This window comes from Myxococcus sp. MH1 (assembly GCF_059738865.1).
Window position 1 is genome coordinate 9,162,556 of record NZ_AP026947.1, and the last position, 18,089, is coordinate 9,180,644.

16 protein-coding genes are annotated in these 18,089 nt (G+C 70.4%); 11 read left to right on the forward strand and 5 right to left on the reverse strand.

All coding sequences use genetic code 11. The features are described from left to right. Positions 1-6: 6 nt before the first annotated feature. Positions 7-3,168, reverse strand: coding sequence for a serine/threonine-protein kinase (locus tag AC6JA9_RS36190; RefSeq protein WP_223747139.1), 3,162 nt, complete (start codon positions 3,166-3,168; stop codon positions 7-9). Positions 3,169-3,209: 41 nt separating this feature from the next. Between AC6JA9_RS36190 and AC6JA9_RS36195 the strand changes: the two genes are divergently transcribed. From AC6JA9_RS36195 to AC6JA9_RS36225, 7 genes are all read left to right on the forward strand, one after another. Beyond that, positions 3,210-4,094, forward strand: a complete 885-nt coding sequence (locus AC6JA9_RS36195) for a sigma factor-like helix-turn-helix DNA-binding protein (protein WP_497958512.1) — start codon at positions 3,210-3,212, stop codon at positions 4,092-4,094. 145 nt (positions 4,095-4,239) lie between these two features. Next, positions 4,240-5,322, forward strand: coding sequence for a fatty acid desaturase (locus AC6JA9_RS36200; RefSeq protein WP_223782547.1), 1,083 nt, complete (start codon positions 4,240-4,242; stop codon positions 5,320-5,322). Between the two features lie 5 nt (positions 5,323-5,327). Then, positions 5,328-6,059, forward strand: coding sequence for a hypothetical protein (locus AC6JA9_RS36205; protein WP_141332770.1), 732 nt, complete (start codon positions 5,328-5,330; stop codon positions 6,057-6,059). After that, a complete protein-coding gene (locus tag AC6JA9_RS36210; protein WP_223747136.1) occupies positions 6,052-7,128 on the forward strand; it encodes a YheT family hydrolase in 1,077 nt (358 codons plus the stop codon). The genes AC6JA9_RS36205 and AC6JA9_RS36210 overlap by 8 nt, the downstream gene beginning before the upstream one ends. After that, positions 7,019-7,501: an acyl-CoA thioesterase gene (locus AC6JA9_RS36215; RefSeq protein ID WP_223747135.1), complete on the forward strand. Its 483-nt coding sequence runs from the start codon at positions 7,019-7,021 to the stop codon at positions 7,499-7,501. The genes AC6JA9_RS36210 and AC6JA9_RS36215 overlap by 110 nt, the downstream gene beginning before the upstream one ends. 214 nt (positions 7,502-7,715) lie before the next feature. Beyond that, the gene (locus AC6JA9_RS36220) at positions 7,716-8,339 is read left to right on the forward strand and encodes a hypothetical protein (protein WP_497958513.1); all 624 of its coding nucleotides are present in this window, start codon (positions 7,716-7,718) and stop codon (positions 8,337-8,339) included. 17 nt (positions 8,340-8,356) lie between these two features. Next, on the forward strand, positions 8,357-8,902 hold the full coding sequence (locus tag AC6JA9_RS36225; RefSeq protein WP_223747133.1) for a hypothetical protein: 546 nt from the start codon (positions 8,357-8,359) through the stop codon (positions 8,900-8,902). Positions 8,903-8,909: 7 nt separating this feature from the next. Here AC6JA9_RS36225 and AC6JA9_RS36230 read toward each other — a convergent pair whose 3' ends face one another. Further along, positions 8,910-9,425 carry a hypothetical protein gene (locus tag AC6JA9_RS36230; RefSeq protein ID WP_267699457.1) on the reverse strand — a complete coding sequence of 172 codons (516 nt, stop codon included), beginning with the start codon at positions 9,423-9,425 and terminating at the stop codon, positions 8,910-8,912. Between the two features lie 97 nt (positions 9,426-9,522). Between AC6JA9_RS36230 and AC6JA9_RS36235 the strand changes: the two genes are divergently transcribed. Together AC6JA9_RS36235 and AC6JA9_RS36240 are read left to right on the forward strand one after the other, a co-directional pair. Continuing rightward, on the forward strand, positions 9,523-10,239 hold the full coding sequence (locus tag AC6JA9_RS36235; RefSeq protein WP_497958514.1) for a TetR/AcrR family transcriptional regulator: 717 nt from the start codon (positions 9,523-9,525) through the stop codon (positions 10,237-10,239). A gap of 10 nt (positions 10,240-10,249) precedes the next feature. Next, positions 10,250-11,251, forward strand: a complete 1,002-nt coding sequence (locus AC6JA9_RS36240) for a lytic transglycosylase domain-containing protein (protein ID WP_483578749.1) — start codon at positions 10,250-10,252, stop codon at positions 11,249-11,251. A gap of 36 nt (positions 11,252-11,287) precedes the next feature. On the opposite strand, the gene AC6JA9_RS36245 is transcribed toward AC6JA9_RS36240, so the two are convergent. Further along, positions 11,288-12,025, reverse strand: coding sequence for a hypothetical protein (locus tag AC6JA9_RS36245; protein ID WP_483578750.1), 738 nt, complete (start codon positions 12,023-12,025; stop codon positions 11,288-11,290). A 596-nt stretch (positions 12,026-12,621) separates the two neighbouring features. On the opposite strand from AC6JA9_RS36245, the gene AC6JA9_RS36250 reads away from it, so the two are divergent. Further along, positions 12,622-12,843: a hypothetical protein gene (locus AC6JA9_RS36250; RefSeq protein WP_497958515.1), complete on the forward strand. Its 222-nt coding sequence runs from the start codon at positions 12,622-12,624 to the stop codon at positions 12,841-12,843. Between the two features lie 151 nt (positions 12,844-12,994). Here AC6JA9_RS36250 and roxB read toward each other — a convergent pair whose 3' ends face one another. After that, positions 12,995-15,016: a rubber dioxygenase RoxB gene (roxB, locus tag AC6JA9_RS36255; RefSeq protein ID WP_463749564.1), complete on the reverse strand. Its 2,022-nt coding sequence runs from the start codon at positions 15,014-15,016 to the stop codon at positions 12,995-12,997. A gap of 590 nt (positions 15,017-15,606) precedes the next feature. Here roxB and AC6JA9_RS36260 point away from each other — a divergent pair. Then, positions 15,607-17,238 (forward strand): vWA domain-containing protein, encoded by a 1,632-nt coding sequence (locus AC6JA9_RS36260; protein ID WP_483578752.1) that lies wholly within the window; start codon positions 15,607-15,609, stop codon positions 17,236-17,238. Between the two features lie 4 nt (positions 17,239-17,242). On the opposite strand, the gene AC6JA9_RS36265 is transcribed toward AC6JA9_RS36260, so the two are convergent. After that, positions 17,243-17,986 carry a glucosamine-6-phosphate deaminase gene (locus AC6JA9_RS36265; RefSeq protein WP_267699451.1) on the reverse strand — a complete coding sequence of 248 codons (744 nt, stop codon included), beginning with the start codon at positions 17,984-17,986 and terminating at the stop codon, positions 17,243-17,245. Positions 17,987-18,089: the final 103 nt, after the last annotated feature.

Sequence of the window (18,089 nt, forward strand, 5' to 3'; positions counted from 1 at the left end):
GGGGGCTCACGGCCGCCTCGCCTCTCCCGTGGCCCGCTGGGACGTCGACGCGTCATGCCGCGCCCGCCACTGCCGCACCTCGCGCGCCAGCGCCTCCGTCGTCCGGGGCGCCTTGCGCAGCGCCTCCTCGGCCTGCCTCGCGAGCGTCCTCGCCTGCTCGCGCGAGCCGTCCGAATCCCACGTCGCCCGGGCCAGCCAGAACAGCGCCTTGGCCCGGTCCGCCGGAGTCACCTGCGCCTTGCCCGCCAGGAGCACCGCCTCCTGGAGCGTCGCGAGCGCCGCGCGCGGCCCCTCCAGCCTGCGCTTCGCCTCCGCCAGCAGCGTCAGCGTCGACACCAGCTTGGGGTGCTCGGGCCCAAGGCCCTTGCGCCGCATCGCGAGCGCCCGCTCGAACCCCGCGTGCGCCGCGCCCAGCCGCCCCTCCGCCAGGTCCGCCTTCGCCAGGTTCTGCAACACCGAGGCGACCCGCGGATGCTCCGGCCCCAGCGACTTCTCCCACAGCCCACGCGCCAGCTGCAGCAGCGGCCGCGCCTTCCCAGGCTCCCCCAGGTCCAACATCACCGAGGCCAGGTTGTTGTACGTGAGCGCCAGGTCGGGGTGCTCCGGCCCCAGCAGCCGGCGTTGCACCGCCAGCGCCTCCCCATAGGACTTCTGCGCCAGCCGCGACTCGCCCAGGTCCGCGTACGCGGTGCCCATGCTCGTGAGCACCGAGGCCACCCGCGGGTGCGTGTCCCCGTGCACCGCCAGCAACGCGGGCATCGCCTCCTCGTAGCGCGCCAGCGCCTCCGTGAGCCTGCCCTGGAGCTGGAGCGCGTCCCCCAGGTTGACGCGCACCATGTTCGTCGACGAATGCGCCGCCCCCAGGCGCCGCTCCCCCAGCGACAACGCCTCCTCGTAGCGCGCCACCGCCTCCTCCACCCGCCCCTGCAGCCGCAGCGCCGTGGCCACGTTGTTGAGGTGGCTGACACACACCGGATGCTCGCGGCCATACGCGCGCTGCTGCAGCTCCAGCGCGCGCTCGTAGTAACCGCGCGCCTCCTCGTAGTGCCCCTGGAGGTTGAGAATCAGCCCCAGCGCCGTGAGCGGCGCGTCCAGCCGCGGGGACTCGGGCCCATGCGCCTGCTCGAACAGCTCCAGCGCGCGGCGGAAGTCCTCCTGCGCGCGGACAGCCTCGCCCTTGCGATGGAACAGGTGCCCCCGGAACAAATGCAGCTCTCCGGCCGCCCCGGGCGCCTGCCGGATGTCCAGCCGCTCCAGCGTCGCCTCCGCCAGCCGCACGGCCCGCTCCGCCTCCGCGTAGCGCGCATGCCCCTGGAGCTCCGAGTCCGCCAGCCCCATGAGCGCGCGGACCATCAGGTCATCGTCCCGTCCGGCCAGGGCCGCCAGCTGCGCCGCGTCGAAGACCTCCGCGGCCTCGGTGAAGCGCGCATGCGCCTTCTCCACCAACCCCAGCAGGAACAACGCCGACGCCTCCATCGGCCGATACCCCGTCTGCCGCACGGCCTGGAGCACCTCCTCCGCCACCTGCCGCGCCCGCGCGTGCTGCCCCGCCTCCTGCAACGCCATGCCCTCCGCGAGCCGCGCCTGCAAACCCTGCAATCGCTGACGCACCACCGGGTCCTCGGGCAGCGGCACCACGCTGGCCAGCGCCTCCCGGTCCGCGCAGGGCAGCAGGTCCGGCAGCGCGTGCGCCGCCTGGGGCGCGCGCTCCAGCACCGCCGCGTCCCCTTGCAGCATCAGCGTCACCGACGCGCGCAGCGCCTCGCGCCGCCGGTCCAGACACATGCCCCGCAAATCCAACATCCGCCCGGACTGCTCACCACGCACGTGAGTGGCCTCGCACGAGTCCCGCTCCATCCGGGCAATCGCCTCCGCATACGCATCCAGCCGCCGCGCCGTCGCGCCGAAGCCCTCCTGGGCCAATGGCAGACCCGACGCGGCGAAGACCGCCTCCAGCTGGCCTCGCAGCGCCGAATCCCAGACACCCACCAGGTGCCCGTCCGCGCCCGCGCACCGCGTGGTCTCCCGGAGCCAGAACCCCGCCCCCACCCCCGCGAGCGTCGCCGCCCCCGCCCACACCGCCGCCATCCGCCAGCGCTCCCACCGGGGCCGATGCGTGAGCGCCGCGAGCAACGCCTCCATCGAGGGATGCCGCGCCGTCGGGTCCGCGCTCAAGCCCCGCAGCACCGCGCGGCGAATCCTCGCCGGCACCCGCGCCTCCCCCGACGACACCGGAGGCCCCGCGCGGATGGCCTGCACGAGCGCCGCGCGCGAGCTCGCCTCGAACGGACGCCGGCCATACAGCCCCTCGTGCAACGCCACGCAGAAGCTGAACTGGTCGCTGCGCGCGTCCGCGGGCCGTCCCTCCAACTGCTCGGGCGCCATGTACGCGGGCGTCCCCAGCAGCGCCCCCGGCTGCGTCACCGTCCCCGCGTCCCCGGAGGAGGCCCCGTCGAGCACGGCGGACTCCACGCCCCCCGGCAGCGAGGTCTGCGTCAGCCGGGCGAGCCCGAAGTCCGTCACCCGCACGCGCCCATCCACGCCCACCAGCACGTTGTCCGGCTTGAAGTCGCGGTGCACCAGCCCCCGCGCATGCGCCGCCGCCAGGCCCTCGCCCGCCTGGAGGAAGCGGCCCAGCACCTCCGTCCACCGCCGAGGCTCCGCCCGCAGCCAGCGCCGCAGCGTGGTCCCCTCCACGAAGTCCATGGCGATGAAGAGGCTCTCCCCATGCACCCCCACGTCATGCACCGCGACGACGTGCGGATGGGACAGCCGGGCCAGCGCCCGCGCCTCGCGCCACAAGCGCTCGCGCGCGTCCTCCGCGCCGCCCTCCTTCACCCAGTCCGAGCGCAACAACTTCAGGGCCACCTTGCGGTGCAGCCTCGGGTCGTTCGCGGCGAACACCACGCCCATGGCGCCCAGGCCCACGTGCTCCAGCACCTCGTAGTGCCCCACCCGGGCGCCGCGCTCCAACCGGGGCACGCCCGCATCCGCCGAGGCGGCCACCGACTCCGCGCGCGCCTCGCCTCCCGCGAGCACCACCACCACGCGCCGACACAGCCCGCACCCATCCAGGTGACGCTCCAGCGAAGCCAGCGCGTCCCCCGACACCAACCCTTGCACCAGGTCGGCCAGCTCCGCCTCATCCGGACAGGTGCCCTCACCCATGCCGTCCCCCCTTCACCCATCCCCGGATAGACTCCCCCGCCATGGGGGATGCATTGGGGCTGAGTCGGACCTTCGTCGCCGTGACACCCGTGAAGACGTCGTCGGAAGAAGACCTTGGAACGCTGGAGGCGCGGCTGCAGGCCCTCCTCGCCCGCGCCCGACACGAGCAACCCACGCTGTGCTTCCAGCCCGAGGACTTCGTGCGCCACCTGGCCGCGCGCATGCCCGCGTCGAAGGACCCGTGCGCGCTGTTGGAGCAGGTGCACGCGGGCGAGCTGCTCTTGACCTACGCGTGCGCGCACGCGGACACCACCGCCCTGGCCCTGCTGGACACGAGCGTGTTCGCCCGCGTGGGCGCGTGGTTCCCCGCCGAGGACGCCGAGCGCGTCGCCGAGCTGAAGCAGCGCCTGCGCCACCGGCTCCTTGTCGCCGAGGGCGCGCCCCTGCCGCGCATCGCCACGTACACGGGCCGAGGCCCCCTGGAGCGCTGGGTGCGCGCGGTGGCCACGCGGCTGCTCGCGGACCTGCACGCGGAGGTGCCCCGTCACGTGGCGCTGGACGCGCTGCCCTCGGACGCGGACGCGCTGGTGGGAGGGGACGCGGAGCTGAGCTTCATCCGGGCGCGGCATCAGGAGGACTTCCGGGAGTGTCTCCAGGAGGCCCTCGCCACGCTCTCCCCCCGGGAGCGCGGCCTGCTGCGCCTGCACCATGTCGACAACCTCTCGGTGGACTCCGTGGGCCTCATGTACCAGACCTCCCGCTCCACCGCCGCGCGCTGGATTGCGCAGGCCCGTGAGCAGCTCGTCGAGCGCACCCGCGACGCGCTCGTCCGCCGGCTCCAGCTGGCCCCCGCCGAACTGGAGAGCCTGCTGGCCCTCATCCGCAGCCAGCTCGAGGTGAGCCTCCATCGACTGTTGCGCCCCTGACAGTCCCAGACGCACAACCAACCAAGAAAACTACCAAATCATCGCAAAACCTGCGAAGTCCTTGTCGCGACGCGTCACGGCGGTTATGTCCATTGATGGAGAAATCAATGGTTCCGGGGGGCCGGCCCGCAGCGTCGAGACAACCATGACAGCTCATCCCACACCCCACACCCCACACCCCGCACCGACAGCCCGCTGGCAACCCCGCACCACCCGAAGCCTGCTCCACGTGGTGGGCACGGCGGGCGCCTATCTGCTGCTCACCGCCGCCAGCTACGTGGCCCTCGCGCACTCCATGGCCCTGGGCCTGGGGCTCGCGGTGCTCGCGGGAATCACCCTGGTGCGGGTCTTCATCCTCCAGCACGACTGCTCACACCGCTCGCTCTTCGCGCGCCCGTCGATGAATGACCGGGTGGGCACGTGGCTCGGGCTGCTCACGCTGGCGCCGCACGCGTACTGGCGCGCCATGCACCTGGTGCATCACAGCACCAGCGGCGACCTGGAGCGCCGGGGCACGGGCGACATCGTGACGATGACGGCGGACGAGTACCAGGCGCTCCGCCCCGTCGAGCGGCTGCGCTACCGGCTCTACCGCCACCCCGCGGTGCTGCTCGGCATCGGCCCGGTGTTCCAGTTCATGTTCCGCTTCCGCCTGCCCACGCTGGTGGCGCGCTCGCGCGTGCCGGAGCGCCGCTCCATCTGGGTGACGAACCTGGCGCTCGTCGCGGTCCACGCGGCCTTCCTCGCCTTCGGTGACTGGCCGCGCTTCTTCCTGATGCACCTGCTCATCACCCAGGTGGCCGCGGGCCTGGGCATCTGGCTGTTCTTCGTGCAGCACCAGGTGGAGGAGCCGTACTGGGTGCCGCACGCGCGCTGGACGCTCAAGGACTCCGCGCTCAAGGGCAGCAGCTTCCTGGTGCTGCCGCGCGTGCTCGAGTGGACCTTCGGCGCCATCAACCTGCACCACGTGCACCACCTCAAGCCGCAGGTGCCTGGCTACCTGCTGCGCGACTACATGCAGCAGCATGACTTGGAGGGCCACGGCGTGCGCCTGGGCCTGTTCGAGTCGCTGAAGGCCTTCCGCCTCAAGGTCTACGACGCGTCGCAAGGCCGCATGACGGGCTTTCCCCCCACCCCACCCCGGGGCGCACCCGCGCTCCTGGCGGCTCCGGCCCCCTCACCCGGTCGGCTGGACCGCCTGCTCACCCTCTCCGGAGAGGAGCACTGACTCCCATGTCCGACCTCATCCATGTCCTCCTCGGGCTCGTGCTCGGCTACGTCATCGCCTCGTACATCGAGTCCTTCATGCACGAGTACGTGTCCGACGCGCGCCCCAAGGCCGTGCGCTTCTGGCAGCGCGCGCCGTGGCTGTTCCGGCCGCTCATCAACACGCACTTCTCCCACCACACCATCCACCACGTGCGCACCTTCCGCGGGGACCACGTCACCCAGTTCCGCGACGAGGAGGAGAAGACGAAGCTCACCGAGGAGCTGCTCCAGCGCGGCAAGCACGGCGTCACCATCATCAAGGGCGCGTTCGCCACGAAGCTGCACGGCGAGGGCGCGTTCGTCTTCGTCTCGCCGCTGGTCATCTTCTTCCCGCTCTTCTACTTCACGCTCAAGCCCATCGCCTTCCTGGCCGGGTGCGTGACGCTGCTCCTGCCGCCGTTCATGAGCCACTTCGTGCACCCGTACCTGCACCGCCCGTTCGAGGAGGGGCAGCGCACCGCGCCCCGGTGGCTCGCGTGGTTCCTGCGCACGCGCTACGGCCGCGCCATCTACCGCAACCACTTCCTGCACCACCGCTACGGCGGCGTGTCCAACTTCAACCTGGTGCTGGGCGCGGACTACGTGCGCCGCCGCACGCGGCCCTACACGCCCAAGGATTTGGAGGTCATGGCGCGCATCGGCATGCCGCTGCCCGAGGACACGGCCACGCCGCCCGTCGAGGCCGTCCGTGGGTGAGCTTGCCTCCGGCTTCCAGGCCCCGTGGTGGCTCAGGCACTCGCACGTGCAGACGGTGGCGCCGCACCTGGACCCGCGGCGCTTCGACGTGGCCATCGAGCAGCGCCGGCACGAGCTGCCCGACGGCGACTTCGTGGACGTGCACTGGCTGAACCGCGAGGGCTCAGGGCCCCTGTTCATCCTGCTGCCCGGGATGCAGGGCACGCCCGACTCCACGTACATCCGCGCGCTGTTGGGAGAGCTGTCCCGGCGCGGCCTGCGCGCGGCGGTGCTCTGCCACCGGGGCGGCGCGGTGCCCAACCGGCTGGCGCCCTTCTACCACGCGGGCTTCACCGAGCACCTGGGCTGGCTCGTCGCCACCGTGCGCGAGCAGGAGCCCACCACGCCGCTGTACGCGGTGGGCTTCTCGCTGGGCGGCAGCATGGTCATCCGCTACCTCGCGCAGACGGGCCACCACAGCCACCTGCGCGCCGCGGCCGCCGTGTCGCTGACGTTCGACCTGGCCAGCACCGCCGCCCGCGCGTACGAGGGCATCAACCAGCTCTACCAGCTGCGCGTGCTGCGCTCCTACCAGCGCGTGGCGCGGCTCAAGGCACACCTGCCCGAGTACGCCTCGCGGCTGGGCGCGCTGTCGGGCCTGCGCGGCATCCGCGACTTCGACGAGGTGTTCACCGCGCCGCTGCATGGCTTCAGCGACGCCCAGGACTACTACCGCCGCTGCAGCAGCCGGCAGTTCCTGGGCGACATCCAGACGCCCTTCCTCATCCTCAACGCCGGAGACGACCCGCTGGTGGCGCCCGACACGCTGCCCTCACCGGGCGAGCTGCGCTCCCACGTGCAACTGGAGCTCACACCGCACGGGGGCCATCTGGGTTTCATGTACCGCCACGCTTCCGGCTTTGGCTACTATCCGCCGTCCCGCCTCATCTCGTTCTTCCTGCAGGAGCAGCGCGAAGCACATGAATCTCTATCTCCGGATGTTGTGGGTGCTCGTGTCCTCGCTGTGGAAGCCGCAGATGAAGGTGGACGCGCTGACCAGCACCCTCCAGCAGCGCGTGCTGCCCAATGATTTGGACCTGAACCTGCACATGAACAACGGGCGGTTCCTCACGGTGTGTGACTTGAACCGGGTGGACCTGTTCGTGCGCACGGGGCTGGCGGCGCTGATGATGAAGAACAAGTGGGCGCCCATCATCGTGCGCCACACCATGGACTACAAAAAGGCGCTGCCGCCGTTCCGCAAGTACACGGTGTCGATGACGATTTCGCGCTGGGACGAGAAGTACTTCTACGCCACGCACCAGTTCATCTCGAACGGCAAGGTGGTGGCGGAGGGTGAGTCCACCGCCGTCATCCTCGGCCGCCAGGGTGTGATTGCGCCCGCGCAGGTCATCGAGGCCGTCAACGCGCGCCAGGGCCGCACCGAGGCGCTCCAGGGCTGACGTCGCCTGCAGGGCCCGAGGCGTGTGGGAGGTTTCGTTGCCTGGTGTACACCGGGCAGCGGGCCTCCCCTCCTCGGGGCCGGCGCCGGGAACCCGGGGCTTTCCGTGCCTTGAGGCGGCCGCCGGCATCATTTTCGAGCGCGCGACTTCCGTTTCGGAGCGTGGCGCCGAATGATGCTCGCCCGGGCCGGGACTTCCCTTCGTGGAACAGCACATGACGACGGCGACACCCTCGACGAGACGACGCGCGGCATTCCTACGACGACACGGCACGGCGCTGGCCTGCCTCACGGCGCTGGCCACTGGCGCCGCCGCCCACGCCCAGGAGGGCGACTCACCCTACCGCTTCGGCCTGCTGGTGGACGCGGGCGCGCCGCACGGCATCGGCCTGTCCGCGGTGCTCAAGCCGGTGCCCTGGCTGCGGCTGCAGGCGGGGCCCACCACCAACACGCTGAGCCTGGGCCTGCGCGGCGGGTTGAGCATCCTGCCCCTGCAGACCTTCATCGCGCCGTCCATCAACGCCGAGGCCGGGTACTACTTCGGCTCGGACTACAACGACGTGGTGGACTGGCTGGGCGCCGAGCCCTCGCGGGCGACGTCCGCCATCCAGGACATCAGCTACAACTACGTGGCCGGCAGCGTGGGCCTGGAGATTGGCGCGGCCAGCCGCTTCAACTTCTTCCTGCACCTGGGCCTGAGCTACGTGCGGATGGGGGTGAAGGACGCCACCGCCCTCATCGAGGACGCCACCGACGAGTCGGACATCACCGCCCGCAACCTCACCGTTCGCGCCACCATCCCCTCCGTCAAGGTGGGGTTCCTCTTCTACTTCTTCTAAGGCCAGGAGCCCCCACCATGCGAACGACTTCCTTCCGCGCCCTGGTGCTCTCCACCTGCGCGCTCGTCGCCACCGGTTGCGACTCATTGTTCTTCATCGAGGCGGAGGCCGAGGAGATCTGCAAGGCCGAGCCGAACGTGGACTTCCCCGCCGCCTTCCCCGGCTCCGCCGACATCGAGTACGCGCTCGACTTCCCGCTGGGCGACTTCGACGACGTGCTCCCCGAGGACACCGACGTGGAGACGGAGCTCAGGCTCCGCGGCTTCGAGGTGACGTCCAGCACGGACCTGAGCGGCATCGAGCGCGCCAGCGTGTCCGTGGTGAAGCCTGGCACCTCCGAGAGCATCCTCATCGGTGAGTACCGCCGCGCCAGCACCACGCCCACCCAGTCCATCCGGCTGACGGGCAGCGGCGCCGTGAACCTGCTGGACATGGCGCGCGAGGACTCGCTGCAGCTGGTCTTCACCGCGCGCGGCTCGCTGCCCACGCGCGACTGGAGCGCCCGGCTGGAGGCGTGCGCGGGCGTGCGCGCCAAGGCGAACTACTTCGACCTGGTGTTCTAGGTCCGCCTCACGGGTGCGCGGGAGAGGCCACGGAATGGCGCTCTCCCGCGTGCACGGGCTGCACGCCCAGGTACTCGCGGCGGGTGCCCAGGACGTTGTCGAAGAACGGATGGGTGACGCACCAGTTGGCGTTCTGGTCCGTGCCCAGGTGGTGGTCGCAGTGCCACGGCAGGTGCTCCCGGGCCCACTTCGGGTCCAGGTGGGCGCGGCGGTGGACGCGGTAGTAGTTGGCCGCGCAGGCCCAGACGGTGCCCACGAAGAACGGCGCCACCGGCAACAGGGGCGCGTGCGCGAGCGCCAGCAGCGCCAGCCCCAAGAGCTCCTTGGTCTGCGCGGACCACGTCCACAAGGAGCGCAGGTACTGGTCGTCCAGCATGTCGTGCCGGCGCGAGGCCTGGTGGTGCTCGTGCCAGTGGAAGCCCCAGAAGCTCCCGCGGCGGCGCCCCAGGCCGTGCAGCACGTACTTGTGCAGCGCCCATTCACCGAAATTGGAGTACGCCCAGCCCAGAGGGATGCCAATCATCGTCGCTCTCCCACGGAGCGCCCGGTCGACGCCCCGCCCTCGATATCATGACTATTTGGTCACTCTTTATGTATCACGCGATGCGTCGGAGCGCACGATGGTGAGTCCGAAGCGAGGGGCCAGGGAGGCGGACAAGCGTCCGGGGCGTCCGGGGGGCGTGCGGGAGACGGCGCGGCGGGAGCGGACGAAGGCGCTGGAGGACGCGGCGCTGACGCTCTTCGTGGAGCGGGGGCTGGACGCGGTCACCATCGATGACATCACCCAGGCGGCGGGGGTGGCCAAGGGGACGTTCTACCGGTACTTCGCCGACAAGCCGGCGCTGGTGGAGGCGCTGCTTTCGCCCGTGCGCGCGGAGCTGTTGTCGGGGCTGGAGGCGTGTGGACGGGCGCTCGCGGGGGCGCGCGATGTGGAGGCGATGTTCGAGGCGTACCGGGCGATGGCGGCGGTCATCGCCAGCGCGCTCTTGCAGTACCCGGGCGTGGTGCGGCTGTACCTGCAGGAGAGCCGGGGCCCCGCGGTGGGGGCGCGCACGAAGGTGGCGCAGCTGTCGCGCGAGGTGTCCCGGCACGCGGTGGCCATCACCCAGAAGGCGCACACGCACGGGCTCTTGCGGCCCATCCGCCCGGCGGTGAGCGGGCTCGCGGTGGTGGGGGCGGTGGAGCGGCTGTTGCTCGCGGTGTTGAGCGAGGAGGACATCGGCAACCCGCTGGAGCTGCCGGACGCGCTCACCACGTTGGTGCTGGATGGACTGAGGGTGCCGCCGGGTGGACGTGGGGGGCGCCGGAAGTTGGACGGAGGGGGAAAGCGCCCTTAAGGGTGGGGAGGTGGGACGCAAGCGGGCCCTGGGTGGCTTCAGCATTCCGTGGTGGGCGTGGGTGGGGCTGGCGGCGGCGGCGCCGCTGGTGCTCATCAACACGGCCGTCGCGTGGCTGGGGGACACGCACATCTCGCCCCTGTCGCCCTCGTTCCTGGAGATGAAGGTGAACGCGCTGCGCTCGTACGCGGCGCACCGGCCCTCCTGTCTGTGGGATGGGCATGAGCCGCTGGAGCCGCTCATCGCGCGGGCGGAGCGGCGGCACGGGCTGCCCGAGGGGCTGCTGCACGCGCTGGTGCTGGTGGAGTCGGAGGGGCGGGTGCACCGCATCTCCCCGGCGGGTGCGATGGGCCCGGGGCAGCTGATGCCGACGACGGCGAAGATGCTCGGCGTGGAGGACCCGTTCGACCCGGAGCCGGCGCTGGACGGGAGCGCGCGGTACCTGGCCGAGCAGCTGCGGCGCTTCCGTGACGTGCGGCTCGCGGTGGCCGCGTACAACGCGGGGCCCGGCGCGGTGAACGGGCGCGTGCCGAGGAACGGGGAGACGGAGTACTACGTGCCGAAGGTGCTCACGGCGTGGGCTCGGACGCGGCCGGAGCCGCCTGCGCGGCCCGTGGTGGCGGCGCGTGCGCGGCCCGTGCCCGTGGTGGCGGTGGAGACGCCGGTGCGCGCGGCGGTGGTGAAACCGGCTCCGGCGGTGAGGCCGGCGCAGACGGGGGCGCGCAAGGCCGTCGCGCCCGCGCGGCCCCAGCCCGCGACGACGAAGGGGGCGAAGGTGGCGTCCTCTCCTCCCGCGGCGGCGAAGGCGGAACCCGGGCGCCCCTCTTCGACGGCGGCCGTGAAGACGGGAGCCACGGCGCCTCGACCGAAGCCGCAGGCCGCGAAGCCTGTCGCGGCGAGGCCCACGCCCTCGGCCAGGACTCCGGCGAAGCCACAGGGCGCGCCCGCGAAGGCCTCGACCCGCGCGACACAGGCGAAGCCCGCTGTGACGCCCGGCACGCGCCAGGGCTGAGCCGCGCGAACCGAGGGAGCCGGTCCGCCACGGCCCTCATCCGCGGTCGAAGTTGCCCGACCTCAGCAGGTCGTGGATCTCCGTCTTCATCCGCTCGAAGTAGGCGTCCTCCTCGGAGACGACTCCCGAGTCCTCGAGGTCGCGGTACCGGCGCTTCTCACCAAAGTCATCCCAGGCGCGCTTGATGGAGCCGCGCCCCTGGAAGTTCTTCGGCGTGTCTCCTCCGAGCTTGGGGTTCGGGAGGAAGGCCTCGAAGGGGAGGACCAGGGCCTCGGCGAACTTGCCCTGGTTGTTGTAGGCCTGGACGGCGGTCAGGAGCTTCTCCCGTGAGGACTCGGAGCAGAACATCACGACCTGGAACTTCTCCACGCCCGGGAAGGTGCGGGTGCTCAGGTACTTGCAGAGCGCCTTGAAGCTCCCGCCACTGACGCCATAGTCCGCAATCCCTACCGTCAGGTTCGTCGGCCCGGAAGGGTTCCAGGTCCTGGCCAGCTCGACGCCCTTCGCCAGCTTCTGGGCGAAGTACTCCTGCCAGGACAAGGAGGGCATGGCGCTTTCCCCTCCGGTCGTGAGCGAGCCGGTCACCTTCACGCCGGGCAGCTTGCGCAGGACGCCCGTCTCCTCCAGGCGCTCGTTCACGAACCATCCCATGCAGCGCTTCACCAGCGTCAGGCTCTCGCCCAGGTACAACATCAAGCCGATGTCGTGCTCGTGCGACAGCCTGGCCAACTGGATGCTCATGTTGACATACGCCCCGAGCGTCGAGCCTTTCATCGGCTCGGCATTCCACGTCTGAGCGAAGAGGTTCCCTTCGCGGACCTTTCGCATCATCTCGGCGCTACAACACTTCACCAGCGTCCCGCCCTCTTCCGTGGAAGACTCGATGGTCTCACCACAGCCCGAACAGTATCCACGCGCCTGGGGCAACATCTTGCGGCACTTCGCGCACAACTCCAGCACGGGATAGCCTTCATTCCGGATGAGGCCTTCGGCGAACTCTCCGGGTTCGAACGGGCAGCCGCTGTAGCACATGAGGGTCTCGTCTCTTCCGTTGAGCAGGCGTTGGAGTCGAGGCCCGAAGCTAGCACACGGCGCAACCCCAGACTGCCCCGTGGCACGGACGCGACCCTATCCGTGCGCCAGGCCTGGGATGAAGACAGTACGTCCCAGGCAGGGCTTCTCGGAAGAGGACCGGATCCGCGAGCCCCCGTGTTCGCGGCCTGTGTCTTCGTGGACACCGCACCGCTGACGGTCGTGTAGCCCTTGGTTCCACCCTGTCCGCCGGCACGTAGCGCAGCCGATCGAGCAGGTTTCGAGAAGCACTCCCCCGCACGCGACTCCACAGTGGGGATTCATCCCAGGAGCAACCCATGAGCTGGAGCCGAGGAATCCGTCAGACCCACCGTTGGCTGTCCGTGGCCTTCACGGTGGCGGTCATCGCCAACATCGTCGTCATGGGCCAGGAATCGCCGCCCATCTGGGTCGCGTATCTGGCACTGCCTCCCCTCCTCCTGCTCCTGCTCACCGGCCTGTACCTGTTCGTGCTGCCATACAGGGGCCGGGCGCGCGGAGAAGCGCGACACTCCGACTGAGCGCCGCGGCACCCATGCGGAGGTCATCCAGCGAGGGTGGATGCCCTCAGTTGCAGAGGACCCGGAGGAGGCGTTCGGTGCGCACGCGGGACACCGCCACCTCCCGAGAGGAAGCAGCGGGCCCGCATGCCATCAGCGCTCGACCTGCCGCCTACAGCGTCTTCATGTACTCGATGAGCGCCAGACGCTCCGGGTCGGTGAGCACGGAGTTGAACTCGTGCCCGCCGTTGTCCTGGCCGAAGGCGTTCGTGTTGTAGATTTTCCGGTCCTCCAACTGCTGCCGCGTGCGCGTGGGCGGGAAGAGGATGTTCCAGGAGACAATCAGGTTGCTGAACAGCACGTTCATCAGCTCCTGAGCCAGCGGCGTGGTGAACTCATCCCCTGGCTGGCAGTTGATGTACGGCGACACCGCCGGGTTCAACGGCCCGCGCCACTTGCAGGCAATCGTGTCGTACTTCCACCCCAGCTTCGTCGAGTCGAACGCGCGCTGCAGGTCCGTGTCGAACCCCATCACCACCAGCGGCTGGTCCCACCGCGGCGGCGTGGAGACCCGGCGCCAGATGGGCTTGCGGTCCGACGGCTTGAGCACCTCCCACACGTTCGGCACCGAGCCGTTGTGGAAGTACGGCGCCGTGGCCCAGACGCCGTAGAGCGGCGGCGCCAGATAGCCCAGCGGGCGGTTGCCCCGGATGTGCGGCTGGTTCTGCGGACCGCAGTCCTGGTCCGTCCCCGCCGTCGTCGGATAGCCGAAGAAGTTCTTCGCCCCCGCCGACTGCACCGCCGCGTTGTTCGTGTTCACGCGGACGGGGTCCGTGCCGATGATGTCCAACGGGACGATGTAGCTCGCCATGCCCTCCAGCGTCGGGGACGCGAGGAAGGACGGGTCATTGACGTACCGGGGCGCGTACGCGCCGTGGCAGCTGGCGCACGAGCCGTTGCCCTGCGGCCGGGGCACCGTGTTGTTGCGCGAGGGCGCCCACATGTCGAGCGTGTGGAACAGCACCGCCCCCTGCTCCGCCAACGTCTTGTTGATGGGCAGCGGATACGGCGGGGACTTCAGTGCGTCCACCCAGGTGTTGAGCGACGGGCCGTTCTCCCGCATCCAGTCCTGTCCCGCCTCGCTCAGCGGCCCGCCGGCACTTCCGAACAGACCGATGAACGGCGTGTAGAACACCATGTCCACGCGCGGCGCATCCATCGGGAACACCCCGTCGACGAACTTCACCGGACGGTGCCCCATGTTCCACCACGCCGGCGTGTCCATGCCGGCGGTGGAGCCGGAGTTGATGAGCCCAATCACCTCCGAGGGACGCAGCAGCTTCTCGTCTGGGAACAGGAAGGCCAGGTTGATGTCACTGGCGTTGTTCGTGCCACGCGTGCGGTTGAGGTTCAGGAACGTGGCCAGCGACGCGGGATACCCCAGTGGCAGCAAGTCACTCAGGAACAGGTCCAGGTCCGCCAGGCTGCTGCCACCGCCCACCTGGACACCCATCCCCGGACCATCCGAGGGCTTTCCCACCATGCCGCTGTGGCAGGCGTGGCAGGTGACGCCGATGCGCCCGCTCCAGCTGCCATCCGGATTGCGCAGCTGCGTGAGCATCTCCGGCAGCTGCCCGCTGCCGCCGTTGGAGAGGTTGGGGAACTGCCCCGGCAGCGGATAGGGGTTGCGCTTGGGACTCAACCCCGAGCCGTAGCGTTGCGAGACCAGGGTGTCGAAGTTGTCGGGACGGAAGGGAAAGCCCCAGACCCGCCACAGCTCGTTGTACTGCGCGGCGGAGAACGTCGCGATGCCGAACGCGGCCTCGGGCACGGTGTAGTCGGTGCCGGTGAACAGCGCGCCCACGCCGGGGTGGCCGTTGGTCAGCAGGCCCTCGCCGTGGTCGAAGCGCGCGCGCAGCTCGCCGCACGTCTTCGCCGCGCCGACCTCCTTCACCGCCACCGGGTCGACGTGGCAGTTCTTCCAATAGGCGTTGAAGTGCACCGCCTTGCCGTTGCTGATGCCCGGCTGCACCAGCGTGCGCGGGTCCACGGGCAACAGCGTGCTGTCCGCCTTGCCGTAGCAGAAGTCCCACTGCACCGAACCGCCTCGACTGCTCTTCAACAAGTCATTCGCGGCGCCGACGCCGGGGACCGCCAGCGTCGCCACGGCAACCCACGTGCGAATGAATGACACGGCGTAACGGCTTCCTGTGAGTGACTTCCTGACGACGCGCATGAAACGCTCCTTCGCTGCGTGTTCCCGCTTCCCGGCCGCCAAGACACGGAGGGGAGCAGGCCAGGCCCGTCCAGAGCGCCGCCACCACGGCGGACTCCAGGGCGGGCATCCCTGACAGCGAGGCGGAAGTGCGCGCGGAGGGGACATCGTCGGGCGCCTCGCCGAGCGCACCCGACAGCCCTCGTCCCACGCACGGTCGTCACTCCACTCGAGCGCGCGAGGAGCGAGACCTGCTCGGCAATCGAGGACCAGGGGAAGGAGCGCATGGGGGCCACTCGTGACTGCTTCGCCAGAAAGGATGCCCTCCTATTGGCAGACCGTCAACAAGCCCTCTTTCCATGGCTGTCCACTTTCCGACGGAGCTGGGGCAATCCCAGACATCCAATCCGAGGCGTCCCGCCTCCGGCTCCTCCCGCACGAGGGCATCGGTCGGATGACCGACCTCCTCCCAATGACCGACCTCGGGCGGATGACGGACGCGCGCGGTGAGGCGCCCATGAGACGAGTCCCTCCACGCAATGCCTTCTTCCGCCACACCCCGAGGCCCCATGAGCAAGCGCTTCACCCGCATCCTCGTCACGCTGTTCGTCACGCTCGCGCTGCTCGGCGGCGGCGTCACGCTGTACGGCGACAACATCCGCAAGCTCTTCGGCGCCAGCGCCTCGTCGCTCACGGGGAACCATGAGGCCGTCGCCTCGGGCTCGGAGGGCCTCCAGCGCAAGAGCATGAGGACCTTCGGCAACAACGACGCCTATGGCGACTCCGACACCGGGCAGCGGGCCAGCGTCCCCGTCGCACAGGCCCCGGCCCCCAGCGGCGCGCCCCAGGCCATCAATCCGCGCACCGACGTGCGCGAGGACGCCCTCTCCACCTTCGCGGTGGACGTGGACACCGCCTCCTACACCCAGTTCCGCCGCTCGGTGACGGAGCACCAGCTCCCCCACCCGTCCAACGTGCGCGTGGAGGAGTGGGTCAACTACTTCCGCTACGCCATCCCCGCGCCACCCCCGGGGCAGGGCCCGTTCCACGTCGCGCTCGAGGCCGCGCCCTCGCCCTTCGCGGAGCGCCAGCACCTGCTCAAGGTGAGCCTCCAGGGACGCCACGTCCCCAGGGCCGAGCGCAAGCCCACGCACCTGGTCTTCCTCGTGGACACCAGCGGCTCCATGCAGGGGCCCGACCGGCTGGCGCTCGTCCAGAAGTCGGTGAAGCTCGCGGTGGAGGGGCTCAACCCTCACGACACCGTGGCCATCACCACCTACGCCGGCGGCGTGTCCACCGTGCTCGAGCCCACGCCCGCCAAGGAGCGCAAGCGCATCAACGCCGCCATCGACGCGCTCTCCGCGGGCGGTGGCACCGCCATGGGGGATGGCCTGGAGCTCGCCTACCGTCAGGCGGTGCGCATGGCGGGCTCACAGCGCGTCTCGCGCGTCATCGTGCTGACGGACGGCGACACCAACCTGGGCCGCAACCAGACGGTGGAGACGATGCTCGGCAGCATCCGTCGGTACGTGAAGGAGGGCGTCACCCTGTCCACCATTGGCTTCGGCATGGGCAACTACCGTGACGAGCTGATGGAGAAGCTGGCCAACCAGGGCAACGGCAACTGCTACTACATCGACTCGGAGCGCGAGGCGCAGCGCGTGTTCCGCGACCAGCTGGGTGGCACGCTGGAGGTCATCGCCCAGGACGTGAAGATCCAGGTCGAGTTCGACCGCGCGGCGGTGCGCGCGTACCGGCTGCTCGGCTACGAGAACCGCGCCATCGCCGACGCGGACTTCCGCAAGGACGACGTCGACGCGGGCGAGGTGGGCGCGGGCCACACCGTCACCGCGCTCTACGAGCTGGACCTGACGGGCAAGGGGGACACGGTGGCCACCGTGCGCGTGCGCGCCAAGAAGCCGGGTGACTCCGAGGCCGCCGAGCAGCGCTTCGTGCTGAACCGCAACGAGGTGAAGGCGTCGCTGGACCGCGCCTCGGAGGACCTGCGCTTCGCCGCGGCGGTCGCCAGCACCGCGGACCTGCTGCGCGGCACCCTGACCACCGACGAGCGCAACTTCTCGCGCATCCACTCGCTCGCGGCGGACGCCACCCACGGGCAGGAGGACCGCGTGGAGTTCCTCACGCTGCTCGGCAAGCTGCGCCAGCTTCTCGCCCCGCGCCTCGCCAGCAGCTCGCGCTGAGGCCCTACTGGACGCGGCCCGCCAGCGCGCTCGCGGCGGGCACGTCCAGCCACACCTCCACGTCGCGGTGCAGTTGCAGGAACGACGCGGGACACGAAGGCGTCAGCGGCCCCTCCACCAGCGCCTTCACCGCCTCCGCCTTCTGCGCGCCGAACGCCAGCAGCATCGCCCGGCGCGACTGGATGAGCGCGCCCATGCCCAGCGTCAGCACCTCCAGCGGCACGCGGCTCGCGTCATCCCCGAAGAACATCGCGTTCGCCTCGCGCGCCCCCCGGCTCAGCTTCGCCCGGTGACAGCGCGCGCGCAGGCTGTCCGACGGCGCGTTGAACGCCAGGTGCCCGTCCGCGCCCACGCCCACCAACACCAATCCCAGCCCTCCCTCCGCCATCAGCTCCGCCTCGTAGCGCTCGCACTCCTGGGCGAGGTCCGGCGCCGCGCCGTCGAGGAAGTGGATGCGCTCCTTCGACAGGTTCACATGTCGGAACAGGTGCCGCTCCATGTACGCGTGGAAGCTGCCGCCCTCCTCCGGCGACAACCCCACCCACTCCTCCAGGTTGAACGTCCGCGCCATCGACCAGTCCAGCCGCCGCCGGGCCTGCAGCGACACCAGCTCCCGGTAGACATTCAGCGGCGTGCGCCCCGTGGGCAACCCCAACACCAACGACGGGTGCGCCGTCACCGCCTCGGCGATGCGCGCGGCGCACGCGGCGGCCGCTTCCTGCTCGGACTCGAAGACCCGGATGTTCATGGAGGCTCCTCGCTCGAAAAGAGCCGCGCACACGAACATGTTCTTGGGCCCCTCAACACCACCCGGGAGTCACGAAGCCGTTCACCCAGAGGCATGTCCGTGA

Coding starts and splice junctions, on each gene's coding strand:
- AC6JA9_RS36190 (WP_223747139.1), bottom strand. CDS start 3,168: ATGGGTGAGGGCACCTGTCCGGATGAGGCGGAGCTGGCCGACCTGGTG.
- AC6JA9_RS36195 (WP_497958512.1), top strand. CDS start 3,210: ATGGGGGATGCATTGGGGCTGAGTCGGACCTTCGTCGCCGTGACACCC.
- AC6JA9_RS36200 (WP_223782547.1), top strand. CDS start 4,240: ATGACAGCTCATCCCACACCCCACACCCCACACCCCGCACCGACAGCC.
- AC6JA9_RS36205 (WP_141332770.1), top strand. CDS start 5,328: ATGTCCGACCTCATCCATGTCCTCCTCGGGCTCGTGCTCGGCTACGTC.
- AC6JA9_RS36215 (WP_223747135.1), top strand. CDS start 7,019: ATGAATCTCTATCTCCGGATGTTGTGGGTGCTCGTGTCCTCGCTGTGG.
- AC6JA9_RS36220 (WP_497958513.1), top strand. CDS start 7,716: ATGACGACGGCGACACCCTCGACGAGACGACGCGCGGCATTCCTACGA.
- AC6JA9_RS36225 (WP_223747133.1), top strand. CDS start 8,357: ATGCGAACGACTTCCTTCCGCGCCCTGGTGCTCTCCACCTGCGCGCTC.
- AC6JA9_RS36230 (WP_267699457.1), bottom strand. CDS start 9,425: ATGATTGGCATCCCTCTGGGCTGGGCGTACTCCAATTTCGGTGAATGG.
- AC6JA9_RS36235 (WP_497958514.1), top strand. CDS start 9,523: ATGGTGAGTCCGAAGCGAGGGGCCAGGGAGGCGGACAAGCGTCCGGGG.
- AC6JA9_RS36245 (WP_483578750.1), bottom strand. CDS start 12,025: ATGAAAGGCTCGACGCTCGGGGCGTATGTCAACATGAGCATCCAGTTG.
- AC6JA9_RS36250 (WP_497958515.1), top strand. CDS start 12,622: ATGAGCTGGAGCCGAGGAATCCGTCAGACCCACCGTTGGCTGTCCGTG.
- AC6JA9_RS36260 (WP_483578752.1), top strand. CDS start 15,607: ATGAGCAAGCGCTTCACCCGCATCCTCGTCACGCTGTTCGTCACGCTC.
- AC6JA9_RS36265 (WP_267699451.1), bottom strand. CDS start 17,986: ATGAACATCCGGGTCTTCGAGTCCGAGCAGGAAGCGGCCGCCGCGTGC.